This is a genomic window from Amycolatopsis sp. NBC_00348 (assembly GCF_036114655.1).
Lineage (GTDB): Bacteria > Actinomycetota > Actinomycetes > Mycobacteriales > Pseudonocardiaceae > Amycolatopsis.
Genome location: NZ_CP107994.1, coordinates 1302516 through 1324324, shown reverse-complemented (window position 1 = coordinate 1324324; position 21809 = coordinate 1302516). Strand labels below are relative to the sequence as shown.

Below are 21809 nucleotides of genomic sequence, written 5' to 3'. Positions count from 1 at the left end.
GGTGGCGGTCAGGGTGCCGACGGGCCGGGCAGCGTGGTCAGCGCGTACCCGAGCTGTCCCAGTACGGTCTGGCCTTCGCAGTTCGCGACGACGGACGTGAAGCGGATCCCGCCGGCCACCGCGCACTTGTAGAGCGGCCTGCCGGCCAGTCCCGGCGGCGGCTGGGTGAAGACGCGGCCCACCGGGACGCCGGTCCCCTTGCCCTCGCAGCCCGGGTCCTGCGTCACGAACTGGCCCGCGGTGTCCGTGCAGGACAGCAGGGGCTCGGTGCCCGGCTGGTCCGTCGTCGCCAGCAGTCCGAGGGAGCGGCCGTAGCGGAAGCCCGGCGGAGCACCGAGGCTGCTGGTGTAGTGCTGGCCCGACAGGTCGTGGAAGTACCGGGTCAGCGGCGTGTAGGCGGCGACGTGGCCGAGCACCCGGTCCGTGGCGCGCCCCTCGCAGGCGACGTCGGTGGAGTCGAACCGGGCGGCCCCGTCCAGGCAGCGCCGCAGTGGCACCGTCGCCACGTCCGCCGGCGGGGTGGCGTAGGCCCAGCCGAGGGTGCCGATCTTCGGCTGTCCTTCGCACCCCGGCTCGGCCGAGGTGAACGGCCCGGCCGGGCCCCGGCAGGTGTAGAGCGGCACGGTGTCCGCTCCGGGGCCGCCGAGCGCCACCCCGAGCGGGCGGTCGAACCGGAAGCCCGCCGGTGCGCCGGCGAACGGCGCGTCGGACCCGGTGGCGGACCTGGCGGTGTAGCGCTCACCGGCGTCGTTCACGAACCGGCCCAGCTGCCCGCCGGAGGGCGGCTGGAAGGTCCCGGCCAGCCGGATGCTGTCGGCCGGGCGAACGCCCTTGTCCGTCGTGACCTCGTCGATCAGGCCGGGGAAGTACTCCGTCGTCGCGCCCTTGTCCCGGCCGCGGCCGATGGTGAGCCCGCCGCCCGCAACCCACAGCAGCACGTTGTCCTTCGTCCCGACGAGCTGCCCGTTGACGTAGAGCCGCAGCTGGCGGGCGGCGTAGTCGTAGACGCCGCTCAGGTGCGTCCAGGCGCCGACCGTCGGCGGCTGCAGGGAGTTGGCGTAGACCAGCGGTGCGGTGTCCGTGTCGCTGGTGGCGGCGCCGAACATCCACCGGTCGACCTCGGGCCGGTACTGCAGGGCGAACCCGCTGCGGCGGACGCCGTCCTGCGCGAGCACGGTCGCCACCTTGTCGGTGCGCGTCAGCTTGGCCCAGGCCGAGACCGTGAAGCTGTCCCGCATGGGGACTCCGACGTTCGTGGACCTGGCGGCCCCGCCGACCCCGTCCAGCTCGAGCGCCTTGCCGAAGACGCCAGGGGCGAACGACGTTCCGGCGCTCGACAGCGTCGTCGGGTTCTGCCGCCACGAGTAGTCCCGCGCGGTGCCGTCGTCGAACCGCCAGAAGCCGTGGACGGCCGCGGGGGCCTCGTCGTGGACCCGGCGGACCTCGCCGTCCGTCAGGGCCCGGCCGTAGGCGCGCACGTCGTCGACGCCCCGCGGGAAGTAGTCCGCGGTGGTGCCGTTCACCCGGGCCCGGCCGACCGCGAACTTGCCGGTGGCGTCCTGGACGGTGACCCCCACCTGGACCGCGGACAGCGCCCCGTTGACGTAGAGCCGCAGCTGCGCGAGCCGGACGTCGTAGACGAGCGCCAGGTGCGCCCAGTCGTTGAGCTGCGCCTGCTCGCTGGAGACGAGCACGACGGAGCCCGCGTTCGCCTGGTCGGCGAGGGCGACGACGGCGGCCCACTTCTTCGTCGCCGCGTCGTAGCGCACCTGGAACGCGCTCACCTGGTTCGCGTCCTGCCCCAGCACGGTCGCGTTGCGGGCGCCGTCGGTGAGGAACGCCCAGCCGGCGACCGAGAAGCTGCCCTTGGTGTCCACGACCGGGCCGGCGGTCTCGGCGTACCCGCTCGTGCCGTCGAACCACCCGGTGCTGTCGATCCGGCCGGCGAACCACCCGGCGCCGCCCTTCAGCGTCGCGGTCTTGGCCCGGCCGCTGGAGTCGGCCACGGTGGTGCCGGTGTTCTCGTCGAACTTCCACGCCCCCGCGTCGGCGACCGGCAGCGTGGCCGGGCCGCCGGGCAACGGGTAGGACCGCACCAGCGCCGACACCCGGTCGGCGGTCAGCGCGCCGCTGTAGATCCGGACGTCGTCCACGCCACCACGCCACGACTTGGGCTGCTCGCCGATCGCCTTGCCGCCGCCGATCTGCAGGCCGCCGGTGCCCGGCCAGCTGGTGAGCAGGGTGCCGTCGTCCTTGCGGTTCCCGTTGACGTACACCCAGATCGCGCGGGCCCCGACGTCGTAGACGCCGGTCAGGTGCACCCACTTGCACTGCTCCCCCGGCCGGCACAGCTCCCCCGGCTCGGCCGCGACCGCCGCCTTGGTGACGGTGCCGTCGCGTTCGGGCATCTCGAACGTCCAGTTGCCGTCGTGCCCGGCGGTGTCCTCGACGTAGCCCAGCCGGAACTTGCTGAACGGCTTGCCGTCTCCGGCGTCCAGCGACACCGCGCTGGTGAAACAGCTGGTCTCGGTGGCGAAGTCGCAGGTGGTGCCTTCGAGGTTCACCCAGGCCGACACCGTGAAGCTGCCGTCGGTCCGGACGTCCACCCCGGTGGTGGTCACCACGTCGTCGACGCCGTCGAGCTTGACGGCGTTGCCGATCCGGCCCGCGGTGAACGTGGCGCCGTTGCGCAGCGTCGCCTGCCGGGGGCCGACGGCGTCCCCGGTCGTCGTGCCGCTGCCTTCGTCCATCGTCCAGTTGTGGCCGAGGCTCAGGTCCTGCCCCGCCATGGTGGCGACCTCACCGGCGAACAACGCGCGGCTGTAGACCGACACGTCGTCGACCGCGCCCGCGAAGAAGTCGGCGTTCGCCCCGGCGCGCTTGCCCCGGCCGATCTGGAACCCGCCGGTGGCGTCGAACGCGGTCGTGTGCGCCGCCGAGCCCGCGAGCACCCCGTTGACGTACAGGTCGAGCTGCTTGCGGTCCTTGCTGTAGACGCCGGCCAGGTGCGTCCACACCCCGGCTTGGACGGTGCCCCCGAGGGCCTGGTCGCCCGCGGCGGTGCCGTCCGAGGGCATCGCGGTGAACGCCCAGCGGTCGGCGGTCGCCTGCAGCGCGAAGCCGCTGACCTTCGTGCCGTCCTGCGACAGGATCGTCGCGGGCGCACCGGTCTTGTCGGCCCGGGCCCACGCCGCGACCGAGAAGCTCTGGTCGGTGTGCACGGCGGTGGGCGTGCTGATGTGCGCCCCGGTCCCGTTCAGCTGCACCGCGAGGTCGGCCGGGTCCGGCGAGTTGGTCTGTCCCGCCGACCAGTCCGGGCCGCCGTTGAGGACACCGGGAAGCTTCCCGTTCGCGTCCACGGCGGTCCCGTCCAGCCGCCAGGTGCCCGCCGTGACGTTGTCGCGGCTGACGATCCCGCGCACCTCGTCCTCGCCGATCGCCCGGTTGTACACCCGGACCTCGTCGAGGGTGCCGGGGAACGCCTGCCGCTGCTCGGCCCGGATCATCGCCCGGCCGATCCGGAACGACCGCAGCGCCTGCCACGCCGTCGTACGGGTCGACTCCCCGGCGAGGGCGCCGTCCACGTACAACCGGATCTTGCGGGTCGACGCGTCGTAGGTGCCGACGAGAGCCGTCCACTCACCGGCCTTCGGCGGCGACGCCCCGGCCACCCAGAAGTACTCGGCCGGGCTGTCCGCGTCGGACCCCGGGAAGATGAACTGCCACCGGTTTCCCTGGTACTGCAGGCAGAACCCGCAGATCCGCTCGCCGTCCTGGCTGAGCACGGTGTAGGTGCCCGCGTCCGCCCGGTCGAGCTTCACCTGCACGGCCACCGAGAAACTCTGGTCCGTGCGCACGACCGGGCCCGCGGCCGACACCGAGTCGTCGACGCCGTCGAGCTTGATCCCGCCGCCCACGGCGCCGTTCGCGACGAACGCCGCGCCGTTGTCCAGGACGCCGTCGGGCGCGCCTTCGACCGCGTTGACGGCCGTGCTGCCGCCGCGTTCCTCGAACTTCCAGTGCGCGACCTGCACTCCGCTGGCCCCCACCTGGGCCGCGATCTCGGGGGCGCTCAGCACCCGGTCGTAGAGCTGCGTTTCGTCGACCGAGCCCGGCCAGAAGTCGGCCGGGGCACCGGCCCACTTGCCGCGGCCGATCGCCAGCGGCCCGGTCGCGTTGAACCCGCTCGTCCGGGCCTGTGTCCCGGCGAGCACCCCGTTGACGTACAGGCGGATCTGCTTGGCCTGGGAGTCGTAGGTGGCGGCCACGTGGGTCCACGTGCCCACGGACGCCGCCACGTTCGCGCGGACGCTCTCCCCCGCCGGGCGTTGCGCGGTGTCCGCGGCGGGCAGTGTGAACTCCCACTTGCCGCCGCCTTCGTCGCGGTAGCCGAGCAGGAACCCGCTGAGCCGGCCGCCGTCCTGGGACACCGCGGTGAAGCCGGTGCCGGCCGCGGGGAGCTGGTCGAGCTTCAGCCAGGTGGCCACCGAGAAGCTCGTGTCGGTGCGGACCGCGTTCGGCGCCGACACCTGCGCGGCCACGCCGTCGAGGTGCACCGCCGAACCCGCGGCGCCGCCCGAGGTGTAGGTCGCGGCACCGGCCAGCGTGCCGTGGTGGTCGCCGAGGTGCGCGCTGTCCTTCGCGTTGCCTTCGAAGGACCACTGGGCCAGCGGGCCGTTGCCCGGCCGGACGTAGAAGCGGTGCACCTGGGACTTGCTGCGGTGCCCGCCGCGGTCGACGCTCTGCACGAACAGCTCGCGGGGCCCGTCGCCGGGCGGCGTCAGCCGGACACTGGCCGGGCCGCCGAGCGACTGGGCGTCCACCGGCGTGGCCGGCGGATCCTGCCAGCCGTAGAGGTAGTGGTCGACGTCGCCGACGTTGTTGGCGGTGAAGGTGAACGTGTCCGGCACCCCGGTCCCGCCGTGCCAGCGGTTGTCCGGCTGGTAGAGCACGGCGGAGACGTTCGGTACCTGCTGGTCGGTGAACCCCACGCGGTCGACGTAGAACGCCCCGGTCCCGTGCGTTTCCGGGCCGGACGCCTTGCCGTCACTGCCTCGCACCACCCAGTCGACGCCGGTGCCGTCCCGCAGTCCCTTCAGGTCGACGACCGTGTCGTGGAAGGCCCCGGAGCTCTGGAAACCGTTGCCCAGGCGGCGTTCCAGGACGCCGTCACGCCAGATGTCCCACTGCGGCTCGACCAGGTCCTGGTCGGGGTCCGACAGCCGGGCGATCAGCCGGAGGTCGTCGCCGGCCAGGTAGCGCGCGCCGCCGCACCACTTGCACGGCGCGGGCAGCGGCGGGTCGGTGGCCAGGTCGGACGGCGCGTCGGGTACCTGGTTGTACGTCACCACGACCTTGGTCGCCCCCGGGTCGTACTTGCGCCAGGCGATCTGGTCGCCGGAGTCCGCGGCCGTCAGGAAGAAGGTCGTGACGCCGCCGGTGTCGATCATGTCGGCGACGTCGACGCCCACCGTCTTGAAGTCACCGCAGCCGCCCGGGTTGTACACGCCGGGCGCGGTGAACTCCCGGTACCACCGGCTGCCCGGCCGGACGTTCCAGGTCGTCTCCGGGCTGATCTGCCCGTCGGCCAGGTGCAGCCGGTGGGTCCGGCCGGAACAGTTGGGGCTGAAGACGACCGTGGTGTCGAGGCTCGCCTGGGTGATCGTCTTGCCGGCCAGGAACCCGGTGTCGTACTGGAAGTAGGTCTGCGCCTCGCCGATCCCCTCACACCAGCCGTCTTCGTAGCACTGGCCGACCTGGGCCCACGGCGGCGACCCGCTCGTCCACCAGTAGGACTGGTTACTCTTGCCGGACAGCACGGTGGCCCACGCGTTCTTGTCGAACGTCACCATGTTCGGGTCGATCGTCACCGGGTAGGCGACGCCGGCACCGGCGAGCGCCGTCCAGTCCGGGGACAGGGTGAGCGCGCCGTCCGCTGCGGACACCGCGACCTTCGCGGTCTTGCCCTTCGCGTCCCACATGGTCGACGGCGGCGCGGCGAAGACGTCACCACCCCCCGCGGCGGCCGCGTGCACCGAGCCGGCGCCGTCGACCTTCAGGGTCAGGCCGTCGGTGCGCACCGCCAGCCGGATCGACGCGAGCGCGGGGTTCCTCGCCGCTTCGGCGGTCTTGACCACCAGCTGCTGCTGGTAGCCGTTCGGGCCGGCGATCAGCACGAGGTCCACCCCCGGCAGAACCTCGGGATAGGTCGCCGTGGCCGCCGAGAGCCGCGGCGCGGGGAGCGGGCCCGGCCAGGTCAGCTCCAGGAAGTGCCCGTCGCGCCGCAGGGTCAGCAGCGCACCCGCCGGGCCGCCACCGGACAGGGTCAGCTCGCCCACCGCGGCTTCGGGGCCGACGGTCCCGTCGGCCCGGCGCTGCATCGTCACGTCGACCGGCACCCAGGAGTCGCCCCGGCGCACCCGGGTGGGGACGGCCGTGAGCTCGGCGGTCATCCCGCCGGCGGGATTCGCGAAGACCGCCCGGGTCGGGGTCCGCTGGTCGAGCACCTCCACCCGGGTGCCCTGCCGGAACGCCGCCAGCTTCGCCGAAGCCTGGTCGGGCGCCTGGGTGACCGGTACCGGTGGCGGCGGACTCCCGCCGTCCAGGACCAGGATCGTGGCCATCGACGCCACCAGCGCGGTGATCGTCGCCGCGCACGCCAACCGACGTAGTCGCACGTTGAGCTCCCTGGAGTCGCGCCATCCGCGCGTGAGTGAGCCGAAGCCGCGAGCGTCACGGCCTCGGCTCTTGCGAGCGGAATCGTCGCAGCCGGGTCATCGTGCGGGCGAACGATTCAGCCCACGCTGAAACTCCTGGTGGCCAGGCCGGGAAACCGCTAAAGCGGCCGTCAGTACCGGCCGGGCACGCACCTCGGCCACCTTCGGGTGGGACAGCTCGTCGAAGACGACCAGTGCCGACGCCCGGCCCTCCGCGTCGCCGATGTCCTCCCGGATCAGCAGGGCCTGCTGGTCGACCCGGCCGCGTGACGACGGCCGGAAAAGAAGGGGGTGCGGCCGGCGGCCGCACCCCCTTCAGCGAGCACGCTGTTACTTCGGGTCGAGCACGAACACCGGGATCTGCCGGTCGGTCTTCGTCTGGTATTCGGCGTACGACGGGTAGGCCGCGACCGAGCGCTCCCACCACTCGGCCCGCTCGGCCCCCTCGACCTCGCGCGCCGTGTAGGTCTTCGTCACGGTCCCGTCCTGCAGCGGGAACTCCGGGTGCGCCTTGATGTTGTAGTACCAGACCGGGTGCTCCGGAGCGCCGCCCTTGGACGCCACCACCGCGTAGCTCCCGGCGTGCTCCACCCGCATCACCGGGGTGTAGCGCAGCTTGCCGGACTTCGCGCCGCGCAGCGTCAGCAGCACGACCGGCGACCCGAGCACCTCGATCCCCTCGGTGGTCCCGGTCTCCAGGATCGTCTTGGTCTGGTCCTGCACCCACTCGGTGGGACTGAGTTCTGCGGTTTCGTCGGACATGCCCATGATCAACACTTCGAGCCCGGATCTCATTCCCGCGCACGGTGCCGGAGGAGGTGGTGCCCCCTCCGGCACCGCCGATGTCACTTCAGGCGGCGGATCGAGTGCTCCTCCACATACGCCGAGAGCCCCGCGGTGCCGAATTCGCGGCCGATGCCGCTCTGCTTGATGCCGCCGAACGGCATCCGCAGGTCCAGCGAGTCGAACGAGTGGGTGTTGATGAACGTGCTGCCCGCTTCGATCCGGCGAGCCGACGTGCGATCCCGGCCGCGGAGATCCCGTGGATGCGCATCCGCGAAGTCCGGCTGCACGCCGTCGACCTCGGCGCCGACGTCGAACTTCCGCCCGGAGTCGTCGACCTGCTGCTCGACGACGTCACCGCAGCGCTGTCCCGAAAGGACGGTTGCCCCGCGGCGACGCTCGCCCCGGCCGATCGCGGCACCACGTGGCAGCTGGGCGGGGGCGGCCCGGCGATCGAGGCGCCGGCCGCCGAGCCGGCCGGCTGGCTCACCGGCCGGCTGCACCGCGACGACCGCCCCGCGCTGCCCACCTGGTTGTGAAGGACCCGAAAGAATCGAGGACCGATAACCACTGTTCGCCGAGGACTTCGGTGGCCGCCGCACCGACGGCACGACCGCGCTGAGCGCCGAAGACGGATCCGCCGTGTCGTCCCACTTCTTCGGCCAGTCCGCGTTCGGCACCTACGCGAACGTCGTCGAGAACAGCGTCATCCGCGTCGACCCGGAGGTTCCGCTCGAGGTGCTGGCTCCGCTCGGCTGCGGCATGCAGACGGGCGCCGGGTCGGTGCTCAACGAGCTGCGCCTGCCCGCCGGGTCGTCGATCGCCGTGACGGGCTCGGGCGCGGTCGGCCTGGCGGCGATCATGGCCGCCCGTGTCGCGGGCTGCACCACCACCGTCGCCGTCGACCTGCACGACAACCGCCTGGAGCTGACAAGCTGATCCGCACCTACAAGCTCGACGACATCAACACGGCGTTCGCCGACTCCGAGTCCGGCGTCGTCGTCAAGCCGGTCGTCGTCTTCTGACGATCAGGCCGGGCCGTACACGATGAGCGCGTTGCCCCACGGATCCCGCACTACGGCGCGGGTTTCGTGGGACCCGCGCTCGGCCGGGCGCACGACCACGCCACCGGCGCGCACCACGGCGTCGACGGCCACCGCGACGTCGGGCACCTTGATCGACGCCGCGGGCACGCCGCCGGTGACGTCTTCCGCCGGCCCGGCGAGGGCCAGCGTGATGCCACCGGCGTCGAGCGCCGCGTACCGGTCGCCGTCGGTGAACTTCTCGGTGAAGCCGAAGGCGGCGGCGTAGAACTCGACCGCCGCCCCGACGTCGGCGACCGGGTGCTGCACCTGCCGCAGCTGCGGCTTGTCGTTCATCGGTAAACCAGTCCTCCGTCGATCAGGGGCGCCTGCCCGGTCAGGTACTTCGCGTCCGGACCGGCGAGGTACGAGACGAACCCGGCGACGTCGTCGGGTGTCTCGGCGCGGCCGAGCGCGATCCCGTCAACGTACTGGGCGTAGGTCGCGCCCGGCTCGGCGCCGGTGTGCCGAGCCATCTCGCGATCGACCGTGATCCCCATGTCGGTGTTCACGACGCCCGGCAGTAGGCGTTCACCGTGATGCCGGGGCCGGCTCCTTCGCCGCGGCCTGGGTGAGCGCTCGGACGGCGATCGAGGAGGCGTTGAAGCAGGCCCGGACGACAGCGTCTTCATCACCGGCGCGAGCGCCTGGCTGGAGTGCTCGCTGCACGAGGAGGTCCCAGCAGGGCGACCACCTGATCGCCCTGCTGCGCATCCACCGGCTGAAGACGGTGACCACCACCCCGCCAACGGTCTTCCACGGCAGCCGCTTCCGCCGGCCGGCGAGGATCTGAACTCGTGGCCCACCATCACACCACGACCGACCACCTTCCGTTTCCCGCAGCACGATCGTCTCGGTCCCGTCGAGGAGTCCACTGTGGAATACGGCCCGGCTTGCGGGTCGGCCCGGCCGGAGGTATCGCCTCCGCAGCCGGCTGCACTGATGCCTTGTCCCGCGGTGAAGTGGTGATCATTCACGCACGCGGCGAGCTGGAGCTGGCCGCGGACCCGCTGCTCGGCGCGACCCTGGTCCCCCCGCCGCCACGGCGGACACCACTCCCGAGCCGGGCTGAAGCCCACCACACCAGCAGCAGACACGACGATGACGCCGGCTCGCTGCTGAACCGACGCCATCGACGAATCCCGCCAAGCACGGAGCGACTCAGAGCCGCGAATACCCGGCTCTCGCGATCTCTGAACACGGAGCGACACGCTCGCGGTCAGGCCGGCCGGACCGCGACGATCCGCGCCGTTCACAGACCTCCAGCGGCCCCTGCTCCGCAACAGCGTGATCACCACCGGCGCGACCACGTAGTCGCATCGCGAGGGATCACCACACCCGCTGCTGCGACGCCGTCGCCGGGTGCGGGACCGGGAGGGAACGACTCGCGCACCACCGGCCCGTGCTCGGCAGCGCGGCCAGCACCGCGGCAGTCACCGCCGGGAGCACCATCACCGGCCCGAACACGAGGAACGTGACCGCGCCCCTCGCATACCAGTCGAAACCGCCGTTGAGCATGAAGAAGATCAGCACGCTCACCGCCGCTTGGACCGCGACCAGCACCCCGCCGACCAGCACCAGCCACCGTCCCGCACCCCGGCGCGCCACCAGCAATCCGGCCCCCAGCCCCAGCACGACCAGCTCGACGGCGCAGAAGAACGCGTACACGACCAGCGCCCAATCGAACTCCCGGTCGGGAACCGCGATGAGCAGATACAGGTTCTGCCCGATCCCCCACAACGTCCACAAAGCACACACCAGCGCCAGTACCAGCGCGGCGATCGCCGTACCGCCGGCAGGCCGATCACCAGGTCGTCGAGTGTCGATCATGCCGCGACGCTATCTCACCCGGAACGCCGGCGTACCAGGTTCGCTGCGATCACGGAGACCGTCAGCCGGGCCTTGCCTTCCGCGGCACACCGCTCGACGAGAGCCGGCAGCGGAACAACGGCTTCCAGCGTCAGGAACCTCATCGCCGACAGGTCCGGCGCGACGGCGGTACCGGGAGGCACGGCCGCACCGAAGCGAAAGCCCGTTCCGCCTCGCCGGTGCCGGCCGGCTCGGGTGCGGATCGGAGCCTGAGGACGTGCGCCGCGACGCCGGGCGCGTCTTCAAGGTCACCTCGCCAGGGCTGGGGCGGCGCTGGGCCAGTTCGTGCAGGTGCCTGTGGAAGCACGGATCGGGACCGCCGGGGACGGCCACACGGAAGACTCATATCCCGCCTCAGTTCATCAGACGAGCGGGCCCTACAGGCTGTTGCCCGGCGCCTCGGCATCGGTGCTGGTGAAGTACTGCCGGGTGGCGGCCAAGATCTCGTCGCGCGAGAGGTAGCCGCTGCCGTCGGTGTCGAAAGTCGCCCACACCGGCAAGAACAGCTCCCGCCGTCAATGAGAGGTCACAGGTTCAAGCTCGCGAAGTCACAAGCGTCGACGAATAGAGCGTTATACGCCGTAGCTTCGACGACATCTCGACTGCGCTGTTCGAGCGAATATTCCCCAGCTCACCGTCATGCCTACAGAACACGTGCATCCGTCCAACGTGACCCCACCTCGACCACGCGCCATCACCGGAACTGTCGTGCGGTGCCAACGGTTCCACCCTGCTGCCGTCGGGCCGGTCGTCTCGGGGTCAGCGATCAGCCCCCTGTGCGGGATTCACGTTGATCTCCGCGAGCGCCCGGCCGACGGCCGGCGCCGGTCGAACGTCTTGGCGGCCACCGTCGGAACGTCCCGTTGTGATCTTCACCAAGCACCTTCGCGGACCCCGATCCGCGCGATCCACTCCGGACTGTCGGTGGGTCCGGCTAGCTTGGGCACACGGTCGGAGAAGTACGGCAGGGAAGAGTGGAACGTGCGGCGTCTTGAGTACATCGGCGGTGGCTCGGCGAAGTTCTGGGAGGGGGTGGTGCAGGGCACCGACGTGGTCGTGACGTGGGGGCGGATCGGGACCGGCGGGCAGTCCAAGCGCAAGGGGTTCGGCTCGGCCCCCGACGCGGCCGCGTTCCTCGCCAAACAGGTCGACGAGAAGGTCAAGAAGGGCTACACCGACACGGGCGCGGTGGCCACCGAGGCACCGTCCGTCCAGGAGCCGGCCGTCCAGAGCACGCCCGTCGCGAAGACCGACAAGACCGCCAAGACCGTGGTCGACGAAGACACCTTCGACCCACCGGCGGGCGTGGTGCGGATGGCCTACGCCCGCCGGGACCTGGGCAAGCCCCGGTACCGCCCCTCCCCCGACGCGCACGCGGCGGCCGGCAAGCTGCTGGCCGCGTACCGGCACAAGATCGACGAAGTGCTCGACGCACCGGACACCGACGAGCCGGTCGCCGCCGCCGCGCGTGCGCACCTCGGCGGTACCGCGGACCCGCTGGGCGCCGCGGCGGTGCTGACCGTCCTCGGCGCCTCCGTGACCTACTACGACCGGGACGACCTCGGCCGGTTCGGGCCGTACTGGCTCGCCGAGCACGGGCTGTTGTTCGCGGCCGAAGCGGCGATGCGGCTGGCCACCCTCACCCCTCAGGGCATCGGCGGCCGGCAGGCAGCGAACGCGGTGCGGCACCTGGCCGAGGGCGAGCACCTGCCGTGGCGCTGGGCGGGCCCCGAGGTGCTCGGGGAGGTCCGCGCGGCGGTCGCGGCGGCGGACGACGCCGAGTACGCGCGGGTCGTCGAGGTGCTCGGCGGCTTCCGGAAGAGCCCCGGCACCCGGCTGGTCGCGGCGTTCCTGGCGCCCACCGAGCGGGCGTGGGTGGACGAGCTGCCCGCCGAGGTCGACGACCACGGGCACCTCGCGGGGTGGATGTACCTGTGCGCCGTGCACAGCGTGGAGCAGCTGGAAGAGCTCGGCGACGCCTACGGCCTGCACCGTCAGTCCAGGACGCTGCCGACGATCGTGCGCACGGTCGGCCCCGCCGCCGCGCCGGTACTCGTGCGGTGGACCGCGAAAGCCGACAACGACATGCTCAAGCGCCTGCTCGCGGCGATTGTCGCGATGCCGACCGACGACGCGTTCCGCGGGCTGGCCGCCCACGCGGCGAAGGCACCGTTCCGTGCCGCGCTGCAGGAGGCCGTGCTGCGCTATCCGGTTCGCGCCACCCGGCTGCTGGCCGAGGCGGCCGCCGAGGGCGGCGAGAGCGGCGAGGCGGCCGCCGAGCTGCTGCGGGCCCACCTGATGGCGCGCCCCGAGCTGCTCACCGACGTCGTGCCGACGCTGCCGGAAGCGGCGAGGCAGGCCGCGTCGGCCACCCAGGAAGGTGTCGTCCGGCTGCCCGACGCGCCGGCCGAGCTGCTGCCGCCGGTGCTGGTCAGTCCGCCCTGGACCCGTCCGCGCGACACCGCGCCGCCGGTGGTGCTGACCGACCTGGCCGTGGCCGCGCCGACGCGTGTCGTGTGGGAAGACGGGGAACGGGCTCAGGTTCTCGCGCGGGGGACGCGCGACTCCTCCGGCCGCCACACCCGTCCCGGCACCGATTGGACAGAGGAGCTGGAGAAGCACCGCGGCAGCGACTGGATGCTGCCCTCGATACTGCTGCACGCGCCGGACGAACTGGCACTGCCCGCGCTCACGGCCTGGCAGCCGAAGCGGCTCTACAACCTCGATGTGTGGGGTCCGGCCCTGCTGGCCCGGTTCGGGACCGCCGCGGTCCCGGTGGTCGTCACCGTGGCCGCCATGAACAACGGGCAAGACGACTTCAAGGCGCTGCTGCCCGTCCTGGACACCGAGGTCGCCGCGATCATGGCCACGGCGATGGCCCGCCGCAAGCCGGCCCGGCCGGTGGTCCGGGCGTGGCTCCTGCGGCACGGCCTGGCGACCTTGCCCTACCTGGTGCCCGCCGCGCTCGGCCGCGCGGGCAAGGCGCGGGACGCGGCGGAGGCCATGCTCCGCACGCTCGCCGCGCACGAGGGCACCGGCACCGTCGTCGCCGAGGCCGGCCGGCTGGCCGGCGCCGAGGCGGGCGACGGGGTGGCGCGCGTCCTCGCCGCCGACCCGCTGGAGCTGCTGCCGAAGAAGATGCCGGTGCCCGGCGCGTGGGCCGATCCCGCCGCGCTGCCGCAGATCCGGCTGCGGGGTGCCGACGTCGCGCTGCCCAAGGCGTCGACCGCCGACCTGCTGACCATGTTCGTGCTCGGGACCCCCGACGAGCCGTACGGCGGTATCGCGCAGGTTGCCGAGGTGTGCGACCCGGGCTCGCTCGCCGAATTCGGGTGGGCGGTGTTCGAAGCGTGGCGCAAGGCGGGCCTGCCGGCCAAGGACGGCTGGGCGCTGACCGCGCTGGCCGCCGTCGGCGACGACGAGACCGTGCGGCGGCTGTCGCCCGTCATCCGTGCCTGGCCGGGCGAGGGCGGGCACGCCCGCGCCGTCACCGGGCTGGACGTGCTGGCCGAGATCGGCACCGACGTCGCGCTGATGCACCTCAACGGCATCGCGCAGAAGGTCAAGTTCTCCGGGCTCAAGCAGCGCGCCGGGGAGAAGATCGAACTGGTGGCGGCCAAGCTCGGGCTCACCGCCGAGCAGCTCGCCGACCGGCTGGTGCCCGACCTCGGGCTCGCGGAGGACGGCACGATGGTCCTCGACTACGGCCCGCGCCGGTTCGTCGTCGGCTTCGACGAGGCGCTGCGCCCGACCGTCTCCGACGAGGACGGCACCCGCCGCAAGTCGCTGCCCAAGCCCGGCGCGAAGGACGACCCGGACCTCGCAACCGCCGCCTACCAGCGGTTCTCCGCGCTGAAGAAGGACGTCCGCACCCTGGCGAGCGACCAGATCACGCGGTTGGAGCGGGCCATGGTCGCGGGACGCCGGTGGAGCCACGAGGACTTCGCGCGCTACTTCTCCGGGCACCCGCTGCTCCGGCACGTCGTGCGCAGACTCGTGTGGGGCGTCTACGACGAGCAGGACTCCTTGGCCGGCGCGTTCCGGCTGGCCGAGGACCGCACGCTCGCCGACGCCGACGACGAGACCTGCACCCCGGCCGCGGGCACCACCGTCGGCGTCGCCCATCCGCTGCACCTCGGGGACGCGCTCACCGCGTGGTCGGAGGTGTTCGCCGACTACGAGATCCTGCAACCGTTCCCGCAACTCGGCCGGCAGGTTCTCGCGCTGACCGACGAGGAACGCACCGCGCTCACCCTGGCGCGGTTCGGCAAGGTTTCGGTGAGCGTGAGCCGGGTCCTCGGTCTCACCAAGCGCGGCTGGGAACGCACCGCGCCGCAGGACGGCGGAGTGGAGGCCGGTGTGGTCAAACCGCTCGCGGGCGGCTGGTTCGGGGTGCTCGAGCTGGAGGAGGGCATCGTCGCGGGCGAGCCCACCATGCTCGGCGAGAACCAGGAGATCCGGCGCGTGTTCCTGTCGCCCGATCACGACGGCTGGTGGGGCCGGGAGGACACGCCGCTCGGCACGCTCGACGCGGTGTCGGCGAGTGAGCTGCTGGCCGACCTGACCGAACTGGTGGGCGCCCCGTGACCGCCGGGCAGGAGCTGCAGCGCCCGCCCGCGGAGGTCCGGTTCGCCGACGAGCTGGTCCGCCTGCGCGAGCACGACACCGCGCCCCGCCCGCCGGGGTGGGCCCTCAGCCTCGACGCGGCCCGCCGGTTCGTCGTCGGCGACGCGAAGCTGGGGGTGCGCAAGAAGTTCGTCGGCGACCCGTCCCTCGTGGACCGGGCCCTGGTCACCCTCGCCACCAGCCGCGGGCTGCTGCTGGTCGGCGAGCCCGGCACCGCCAAGTCGTTGCTGTCGGAGCTGATCGCGACCGCGGTGAGCGGCGTGTCGACCCTGACCATCCAGGGCGGCGCAGCCACCACCGAGGACCAGATCCGCTATTCGTGGAACTACGCGATGCTCGTCGCGGAGGGCCCGTCGACGCGGTCGCTGGTCCCCGCGCCGCTGCTGCGCGGCATGGCCGAGGGCAAGGTCGTCCGGTTCGAGGAGATCACCCGCTGCCCGCTGGAGGTGCAGGACTCGCTGCTCTCCCCGCTGTCCGACCGGGTCCTGGCGATCCCCGAGCTGACCGGGCGGGACGCGATGGTGTTCGCCACCGACGGGTTCAACGTGATCGCCACCGCCAACACCCGCGACCGCGGGGTCAACGAGATGAGCGCGGCGCTCAAGCGCCGGTTCAACTTCGAGACCGTGTTCCCGATCCCCGACCTGGACACCGAACTGGCGCTGGTGGCGACCGAGTCGGCGGAGCTGCTGCGCCGTTCCGGGGTGCCGGTGGCGCAGCGTCGCGACGTCCTCGAGGTGCTGGTCACCACGTTCCGGGAGTTGCGCGCGGGCACCGGAGGTGGTGGCGGGGAACGGCTGTCCACGGTGCTCAGCACGGCGGAGGCGGTGTCGGTCGCGCACGCCGTCGGCCTGCGCGGCTGGTACCTGCGCGGCGAGGCGGGGACCGGCGAGGACGTCGTCGAATGCCTGGCCGGGACGGCCGCGAAGGACAGCCCGGACGACCTCGCGAAGCTGCGCCGCTACCTCGAGCACGACGCCGCGCGGCGCAAGGGCTCGCCCGCGTGGGCGGAGCTGCACGGCGCCCGGCTGCGGCTGCCGGGCTGATGGCGGCACCGGTACACGGGGGCGCCGTTCACGTCATCGGGGTCCGCCACCACAGCCCGGCGTGCGCGCGGCTGGTGCGCGAGACGATCGCCGCGCACCGGCCCGCGCACGTGCTGGTCGAGGGACCGGCCGACTTCACCGGCCGCATCGGTGAGCTGCTGCTCGGGCACACCCCGCCGCTCGCGATCTTCAGTTACGTGCGCGACGCCGCCCGCACCCGGCTGTCGTGGGCCCCGTTCTGCGACTACTCCCCCGAGTGGATCGCGCTCACCGAAGGCCGGGCCGTGGGCGCGCAGGTGCGGTTCATCGACCTGCCCGGCTGGCGGGCGACCGACACGGAAAACGTCTACGCCGACGCGGAACGCCGCTACACCGACGCCACGGAACGGCTGTGCCGCGCGCTGTCGGTGGACAACGTCGACGTGCTGTGGGACCACCTGGTCGAGGCGCACCCGCACGAGGGGCTGGCGGAACGGCTCGCCGCGTACTTCGACCTCGTTCGCGGCGAGGCGGACGCGGGGGCGGAGGACACCGCACGCGAGGAGTACATGGCGCGGTGGGTCGCCGCGGCGGCCGCGCGGGACGAGGGGCCGGTCGTGGTGGTGGTCGGCGGGTTCCACTGCCCGGCGCTGGTGGCCAGGCTCGCGGACGCCGGCGGCACCACCACCGCGAACCCGGACTGGCCGCCGGTCCCGGACGTGCCGGCGGGCACGGAGGTCGGCAGCTACCTGGTGCCGTACTCGAACCGCAGGCTCGACGCGTTCACCGGCTACGCCTCCGGCATGCCCTCCCCCGGCTACTACCAGCGGCTCTGGGAGGCCGGGCCGCAGGAGGCCGCGACCGGGCTGGTGGCCGACGTGGTGACGCGGCTGCGGGCCCGCAGGCAACCGGTGTCCACCGCCGACCTGATCTCGGCGAAGGCGCTGGGCGAGGGGCTCGCGGCGCTGCGCGGGCACCCGCACCCGGCTCGCACCGACGTGCTGGACGGCCTGGTGAGCGCGCTCGTGTCGGACGCGCTGGACCAGCCGCTGCCGTGGTCGGCCCGCGGCCCGCTGTCGCCCGGCGCGCACCCGGTGGTCGTGGAGATGGTCGCCGCGCTCACCGGCGACCGCACCGGCCGCCTGCACCCGGACACCCCGGCACCGCCGCTGGTCGGCGCGGTCGCCGCGGAGCTGGCCGCGCTCGGGCTCGACGGCACCCGGGACGTCCGGCTGGACCTCACCGACGCGACCGACCTGCGGCGCAGCCGCGTCCTGCACCGGCTGCGCGTGCTCGGGGTCCCCGGTGTGGAACGGAAGTCGGGCCCGTCGGCGGGCCGGGACGCGACGGCCGCCGAACGCTGGCAGCTCACCGCCTCCGACCGGCGCGAGTCCGCGCTGATCGAGGCGGCGGCCCGGGGCGGCACCCCGGCCGACGCCGCCACCGCCACGCTCGCCGGCCGAGCCGACCGGCGCAACGAGGTGGGTTCGCTCGCGGGGCTGCTGTACGACGCCGCCCTGTGCGGGCTCGCCGACCTCGCCGGCGACCTGACCACCCGGGTCGCGGCCGGGGTGGCAGCGGCGCGGGAACTGGGGCCGCTCGGTGCCGCGCTGCGGGTGGCGCTCGGGCTGTGGCGCCACGACCGGCTGCTCGGCACCGCGGGCAGCGCGTTGCTGGGCACGGTCGTCACCACCGCGGCCACGCAGGCGCTGTGGCTGGCCGAGGGCATCCGCGGCGGGGACGTCCCCGCCGAGCCGGCACGGTTGCGGGCGCTCGCGGCGGTCCGGGACGCGGTCCGCGACGGCGGCGCCGCGCTCGGCCTCGACGCGGACATCGCGATCGGCGTCGGCGGCCGGCTCGTCGCGAGCCGGGACGTGCCGCCGGACCTGCGCGGCGCCGGGCTCGGCCTGTGCTGGGCGCTGGGCGCGGCGGTGGTGCCGAGCGACGCCGTGCCCCGGGCACCCGCGGTGCTCGGCGACTGGCTCGCCGGCCTGTTCGCGGTGGCGCGGGAGGAGGTGCTCGACGACGGCGGGCTCACCGCGGTGCTCGACGAAGTCGTGAGCACGTTGACCGCCCACGACTTCCTGATCGCGCTGCCCGCGCTGCGGCAGGCGTTCGAGTTCTTCCCGCCAGCCGAACGGGAGCGGTTCGCGACCGCGCTCGTCGCGCGGCACGGCGGCGAGGGGTCGGGGCGCGGGCTGTTGCGGGTGCGGGCCGACCCGGTACTGGTGGCCGAGGGCGCGGCCATCGAGGAGGCGATCGACGAGATGCTCACACGGGCGGGATTGGCGGACCTGTGAACGACGGACCGAGCAGCGACCTGGAGCGCTGGCGGCTGGTGCTCGGCGCACCGGCGGCGGGCATGACCGGGCTCGACGGCGAGACCGCGGCCATGGACGCCGCGCTGTCGTGGCTGTACGGCCGCGATCCGGACCTCGCCGAGCGCGGGGTGCGCGACGGCGGGAGCGGGGACTCGAACCTCACGGCGGTCGACTGGCTCGACGACGTGCACCGCCTGTTCCCCCAGGAGACCGTCGAGCGGCTGGAGCGCGACGCGGTCGAGCGCTACGACATCCACGAGATCGTCACCGACCCGGATGTGCTGGCCCGGGTCGAGCCGAACCCGGCGCTGCTGCGGGCCGTGCTGCGCACCAAGCACCTGATGAACCCGGAGGTGCTCGCGCTGGCGCGGCGCATCGTCGCGGAGGTGGTCCGCGAGCTGATGGCGCGGCTCGCGACCGAGGTGAAGCACGGCCTGACCGGCACGCGGCTGCGCCGGCCGAGCAACTTCCGGCAGGCCCGCGACTTCGACTTCCGGGGCACCGTGCGGGCCAACCTCGCGCACTACCAGCCCGATTCGAAGCGCCTGCTGATCGAGAAGCCGCGGTTCACCTCGCGCGGGCGGCGGCACACCCAGCCGTGGCAGCTGGTGCTGCTGGTGGACCAGTCCGGCTCGATGGTGGGCTCGGTGATCCACTCCGCGGTGACCGCCGCCTGCCTGTGGGGCGTGCCCGGCCTGCGCACCCACCTCGTCGCGTTCGACACGAACGTCGTCGACCTGACCTCGGAGGTGACCGACCCGGTGGAGCTGCTGATGAAGGTGCAGCTCGGCGGCGGCACGGATATCGCGCGCGCGGTCCGCTACGGCGCCGGCCTGGTGGACGCGCCGAGGCGGGCGATAGTCGCGATCGTGTCCGACTTCTACGAAGGCGGGGACGAGGGGTCGCTGGTGCGCACCGTGCACGGACTGGTCGGGCAGGGCACGCACGTGCTGTGCCTCGCCGCCCTCGACGAGACCGCGAACCCCGACTACGACCGGGCACTCGGCCGGCGGCTCGCCGACGTGGGGGCGCACGTGGGCGCGATGACCCCGGGCCACCTCGCCGAGTTCGTGGCGGACAGGATCGGCCGGTGAGGGCGGACCTGCTCGCGCTGAGCACCGACGCGCTCGCCGCCCTCGCGAACCGGGGCCTGGTCAAACGCGCGACCCGGGACCTCGACGGCGTACCGCCGGTCACGGCGGCCGGGGACGGCACGGTCGAGGCGGTGTTCGCCGACGGCACGCGGGTGGTGCTGCCGCCCGGCCGGGGGCTGGACGCGGCGAGCTGCACGTGCGGCGCGCCGGGGATGTGCCGGCACCGCCTCGGCGCCGTGCTCGCCTACCAGCGCGATCACGCCGCCCCGGCGGCGGCACCGGCCGGAGAGGTCCCGGCGGGGTGGCCGGGGGCGGTGACCGACGAGGAGCTGACCGCCCGCTTCGGGGCCCGCACCCTCACCGCGGCCCGGCGCGCGGTGGGCGGCGGGCTCACCGCGCGGGTGCGCAGGCCGGCCATGACGGTGGAGACCCCGGCGGCCACGGTGCGCTTCCTGGTACCCGGCGAGCTGGGTTTTGTCGACTGTGACGCCCGCGCGGAAGCCAGGGACGTCCTCGTCGTGGTCGCCGTCTGGGCGTTCCGGCAGGCGGACGTGCTGGCACCCGCGGATCCCGACGTGACCGTCGAGCTCGCCGGCCGGGTGGACCGGCCCGCGACCGGCGCGATGGCCGCGGTCGCGGCGGCCGCCGGTGAGCTGCTGCGCACCGGGGTCGTGCCGGCCGACGAGGTTCTGGTCGCCGCGCTGCGCCGCGAGCAAGCCGAGTGCGAGCGGGCGAACCTGCGCTGGCCCGCCGCGGCACTGGCGGAGCTGGTCGAGCAGCTGACCGCCTACGGCACACGATCCGCCCGGCACGAACCGGTGCGGGTCGCGGAACTGATCGCGGAACTGCACGCCCGCCACCACTCCGGTGTGCGAGCACCCGCGCGGGTGCTGGGCACCGACGAGCCCGCGGAGACCCCGCTGCGGCAGGTCCGCCTGGTGGCGCTGGGCTGCCGCGTGGACCACGAAGACGACGCCGACACCGCTGAGGTGTTCCTCGCCCATCCCGGCACGGAGACGGTGCTGGTGGTGCGGCACCGCTGGCCGGCGGGCACGGGGCCGATGCGGTCCCGCCGGCTCGCGGGCACGACGCTGGCGGCGCTCGCCGCGGGCAACGTGGTCAGCGAGGCGGCGGTGCGCAGCGCGGGCCGGGTGGTGCGGTTCGGGGCGGGCCGGCTGGCCCGCACCACGGTCAGCCCGGTGGGCGAGTCGTGGGCCGGGCTGCCGCCCGCGCTGCGTCCGCCGGTCACCGAGGCGCTGACCCAGCTGACCGGCCTGCCACCGAGGGTGGTCCGGCCGCGGGTCGCGGCCGAGCTGGTCCGGGTGGTGCCGATAGCCCGGGTGCGGCAGGTCCGCTACCTCGCGGGCGCCCAGCGCCTGGACGCGGTCGTCGTGGACCCCGGCGGCGCGGAGGCCACGGTCAGCCTCACCCACCGCGCGACCGCACCCGGCGCCCTCGACGCACTGGCCGAGGCATTGGCAGGCGACCCGCTCGAGGTGTCCGGCGCCATCCGGCGAGCGGGCGGCGGGCTGGTCGTCGAGCCGTTCGCCGTGCGCACCGCGGCCGGGGTGGTGGTGCCCGACCTGGCGCCCGCGACCGGCACCGTCCCTCCGGCCGCGGGTCCCGTCCGGCCACCCTCACCGGCCGCCGCGATCGAGGGCGCGCTGGCCCTGCTCGCCGAAGCCGCGCACCGCGGCCTGAACCGCCTGCCGCCCACGTTCCCGGCCAGGGCCACCCCGATCGCCGCCGCCCTGACACGCACGGGCCTGACCCGCTGCGCCGAGGCGGTCCGGGCGTGGAGCACCGCGCCGGCCGACCCCGCCACCTGGCTACGCGCCGAGATCCGCCTCCTCACGGCGAACGAGCTGCACTGACGCGCCCGGATCGCGCGCACTCGACCACGCGACGGCGTACGTCAAGGAGCGCAAGCAGTCCGGCAAGCGCATCGCCGAGTACCGGAGCATCCGAGATCGCGTCGACGACCTTCCACACCCGGGTCGTGAGGTCGAGCATCGCCTCGCTGTTCACGTCCCCGGTGGCCCGCGCCTGATCGGTCAGGGCCAGCCAGACCAGGCGACCGCCGACACGGAAGGACCGCAGCACGTCGCCGAGCGGCAGCTGCGGCTAGACGCGACGTCGTCCCGTCCCGCGGGCCGCGTCGTAGAAGTCCTCGGCGTCGCCGGCATGGGCGGTGAGCTGGAGAACACGCCGGAGGTTGTAGCCGGGGTTCTGGTCGCCGATCACGGAGACCAGAACGTCGGTCAGCTACGAGGCCGACGGACGAGATCAGCTC

At 73.6% G+C, this 21809-nt stretch carries 16 protein-coding genes; 7 read left to right on the top strand and 9 right to left on the bottom strand.

The genetic code is table 11. The annotated features are described in order from the left end of the window. Window positions 1-8 precede the first annotated feature (8 nt). The 3 genes from OHS58_RS06135 to OHS58_RS06125 form a co-directional block, all read right to left on the bottom strand. Window positions 9-6677 (bottom strand): LamG domain-containing protein, encoded by a 6669-nt coding sequence (locus tag OHS58_RS06135; protein ID WP_328647453.1) that lies wholly within the window; start codon window positions 6675-6677, stop codon window positions 9-11. A 369-nt stretch (window positions 6678-7046) separates the two neighbouring features. Continuing rightward, the gene (locus OHS58_RS06130) at window positions 7047-7478 is read right to left on the bottom strand and encodes a nitroreductase family deazaflavin-dependent oxidoreductase (protein ID WP_326950827.1); all 432 of its coding nucleotides are present in this window, start codon (window positions 7476-7478) and stop codon (window positions 7047-7049) included. Between the two features lie 83 nt (window positions 7479-7561). Then, window positions 7562-7789: an aldehyde dehydrogenase family protein gene (locus OHS58_RS06125; RefSeq protein ID WP_326950828.1), complete on the bottom strand. Its 228-nt coding sequence runs from the start codon at window positions 7787-7789 to the stop codon at window positions 7562-7564. On the opposite strand from OHS58_RS06125, the gene OHS58_RS06120 reads away from it, so the two are divergent. Then, a complete protein-coding gene (locus tag OHS58_RS06120) occupies window positions 7763-8038 on the top strand; it encodes a hypothetical protein (protein ID WP_328647452.1) in 276 nt (91 codons plus the stop codon). The genes OHS58_RS06125 and OHS58_RS06120 overlap by 27 nt on opposite strands. A gap of 103 nt (window positions 8039-8141) precedes the next feature. Beyond that, window positions 8142-8438 (top strand): hypothetical protein, encoded by a 297-nt coding sequence (locus OHS58_RS06115; RefSeq protein ID WP_328647451.1) that lies wholly within the window; start codon window positions 8142-8144, stop codon window positions 8436-8438. Between the two features lie 89 nt (window positions 8439-8527). On the opposite strand, the gene OHS58_RS06110 is transcribed toward OHS58_RS06115, so the two are convergent. The 5 genes from OHS58_RS06110 to OHS58_RS06090 all read right to left on the bottom strand — a co-directional run bounded on the left by OHS58_RS06110 (window position 8528) and on the right by OHS58_RS06090 (window position 10950). Next, window positions 8528-8878 carry a VOC family protein gene (locus OHS58_RS06110; protein WP_328647450.1) on the bottom strand — a complete coding sequence of 117 codons (351 nt, stop codon included), beginning with the start codon at window positions 8876-8878 and terminating at the stop codon, window positions 8528-8530. Then, window positions 8875-9093: an SDR family oxidoreductase gene (locus OHS58_RS06105; protein WP_328647449.1), complete on the bottom strand. Its 219-nt coding sequence runs from the start codon at window positions 9091-9093 to the stop codon at window positions 8875-8877. Before OHS58_RS06105 ends, OHS58_RS06110 begins: the two co-directional genes overlap by 4 nt. Before the next feature lie 817 nt (window positions 9094-9910). Next, window positions 9911-10411, bottom strand: a complete 501-nt coding sequence (locus OHS58_RS06100) for a hypothetical protein (protein ID WP_328647448.1) — start codon at window positions 10409-10411, stop codon at window positions 9911-9913. A 14-nt stretch (window positions 10412-10425) separates the two neighbouring features. Next, window positions 10426-10593, bottom strand: coding sequence for a hypothetical protein (locus tag OHS58_RS06095; RefSeq protein WP_328647447.1), 168 nt, complete (start codon window positions 10591-10593; stop codon window positions 10426-10428). A 234-nt stretch (window positions 10594-10827) separates the two neighbouring features. After that, on the bottom strand, window positions 10828-10950 hold the full coding sequence (locus tag OHS58_RS06090; protein ID WP_328647446.1) for a hypothetical protein: 123 nt from the start codon (window positions 10948-10950) through the stop codon (window positions 10828-10830). Window positions 10951-11431: 481 nt separating this feature from the next. Here OHS58_RS06090 and OHS58_RS06085 point away from each other — a divergent pair, with 481 nt between their 5' ends. The 5 genes from OHS58_RS06085 to OHS58_RS06065 are packed head-to-tail and all read left to right on the top strand — an operon-like array spanning window position 11432 to window position 21390. After that, the gene (locus tag OHS58_RS06085) at window positions 11432-15037 is read left to right on the top strand and encodes a DUF4132 domain-containing protein (RefSeq protein ID WP_328647445.1); all 3606 of its coding nucleotides are present in this window, start codon (window positions 11432-11434) and stop codon (window positions 15035-15037) included. Then, on the top strand, window positions 15034-16122 hold the full coding sequence (locus tag OHS58_RS06080) for an ATP-binding protein (protein WP_328647444.1): 1089 nt from the start codon (window positions 15034-15036) through the stop codon (window positions 16120-16122). The genes OHS58_RS06085 and OHS58_RS06080 overlap by 4 nt, the downstream gene beginning before the upstream one ends. Beyond that, window positions 16122-18401, top strand: a complete 2280-nt coding sequence (locus OHS58_RS06075) for a DUF5682 family protein (protein ID WP_328647443.1) — start codon at window positions 16122-16124, stop codon at window positions 18399-18401. The genes OHS58_RS06080 and OHS58_RS06075 overlap by 1 nt, the downstream gene beginning before the upstream one ends. Beyond that, on the top strand, window positions 18398-19516 hold the full coding sequence (locus tag OHS58_RS06070) for a VWA domain-containing protein (protein WP_328647442.1): 1119 nt from the start codon (window positions 18398-18400) through the stop codon (window positions 19514-19516). The genes OHS58_RS06075 and OHS58_RS06070 overlap by 4 nt, the downstream gene beginning before the upstream one ends. Then, complete coding sequence (locus tag OHS58_RS06065) at window positions 19513-21390, top strand: hypothetical protein (RefSeq protein WP_328647441.1); 1878 nt, start codon at window positions 19513-19515, stop codon at window positions 21388-21390. The genes OHS58_RS06070 and OHS58_RS06065 overlap by 4 nt, the downstream gene beginning before the upstream one ends. Here OHS58_RS06065 and OHS58_RS06060 read toward each other — a convergent pair. After that, on the bottom strand, window positions 21368-21619 hold the full coding sequence (locus OHS58_RS06060; protein ID WP_328647440.1) for a hypothetical protein: 252 nt from the start codon (window positions 21617-21619) through the stop codon (window positions 21368-21370). The genes OHS58_RS06065 and OHS58_RS06060 overlap by 23 nt on opposite strands. Window positions 21620-21809 lie beyond the last annotated feature (190 nt).

Coding starts and splice junctions, on each gene's coding strand:
- OHS58_RS06130 (WP_326950827.1), bottom strand. CDS start 7,478: ATGTCCGACGAAACCGCAGAACTCAGTCCCACCGAGTGGGTGCAGGAC.
- OHS58_RS06120 (WP_328647452.1), top strand. CDS start 7,763: ATGCGCATCCGCGAAGTCCGGCTGCACGCCGTCGACCTCGGCGCCGAC.
- OHS58_RS06110 (WP_328647450.1), bottom strand. CDS start 8,878: ATGAACGACAAGCCGCAGCTGCGGCAGGTGCAGCACCCGGTCGCCGAC.
- OHS58_RS06100 (WP_328647448.1), bottom strand. CDS start 10,411: ATGATCGACACTCGACGACCTGGTGATCGGCCTGCCGGCGGTACGGCG.
- OHS58_RS06075 (WP_328647443.1), top strand. CDS start 16,122: ATGGCGGCACCGGTACACGGGGGCGCCGTTCACGTCATCGGGGTCCGC.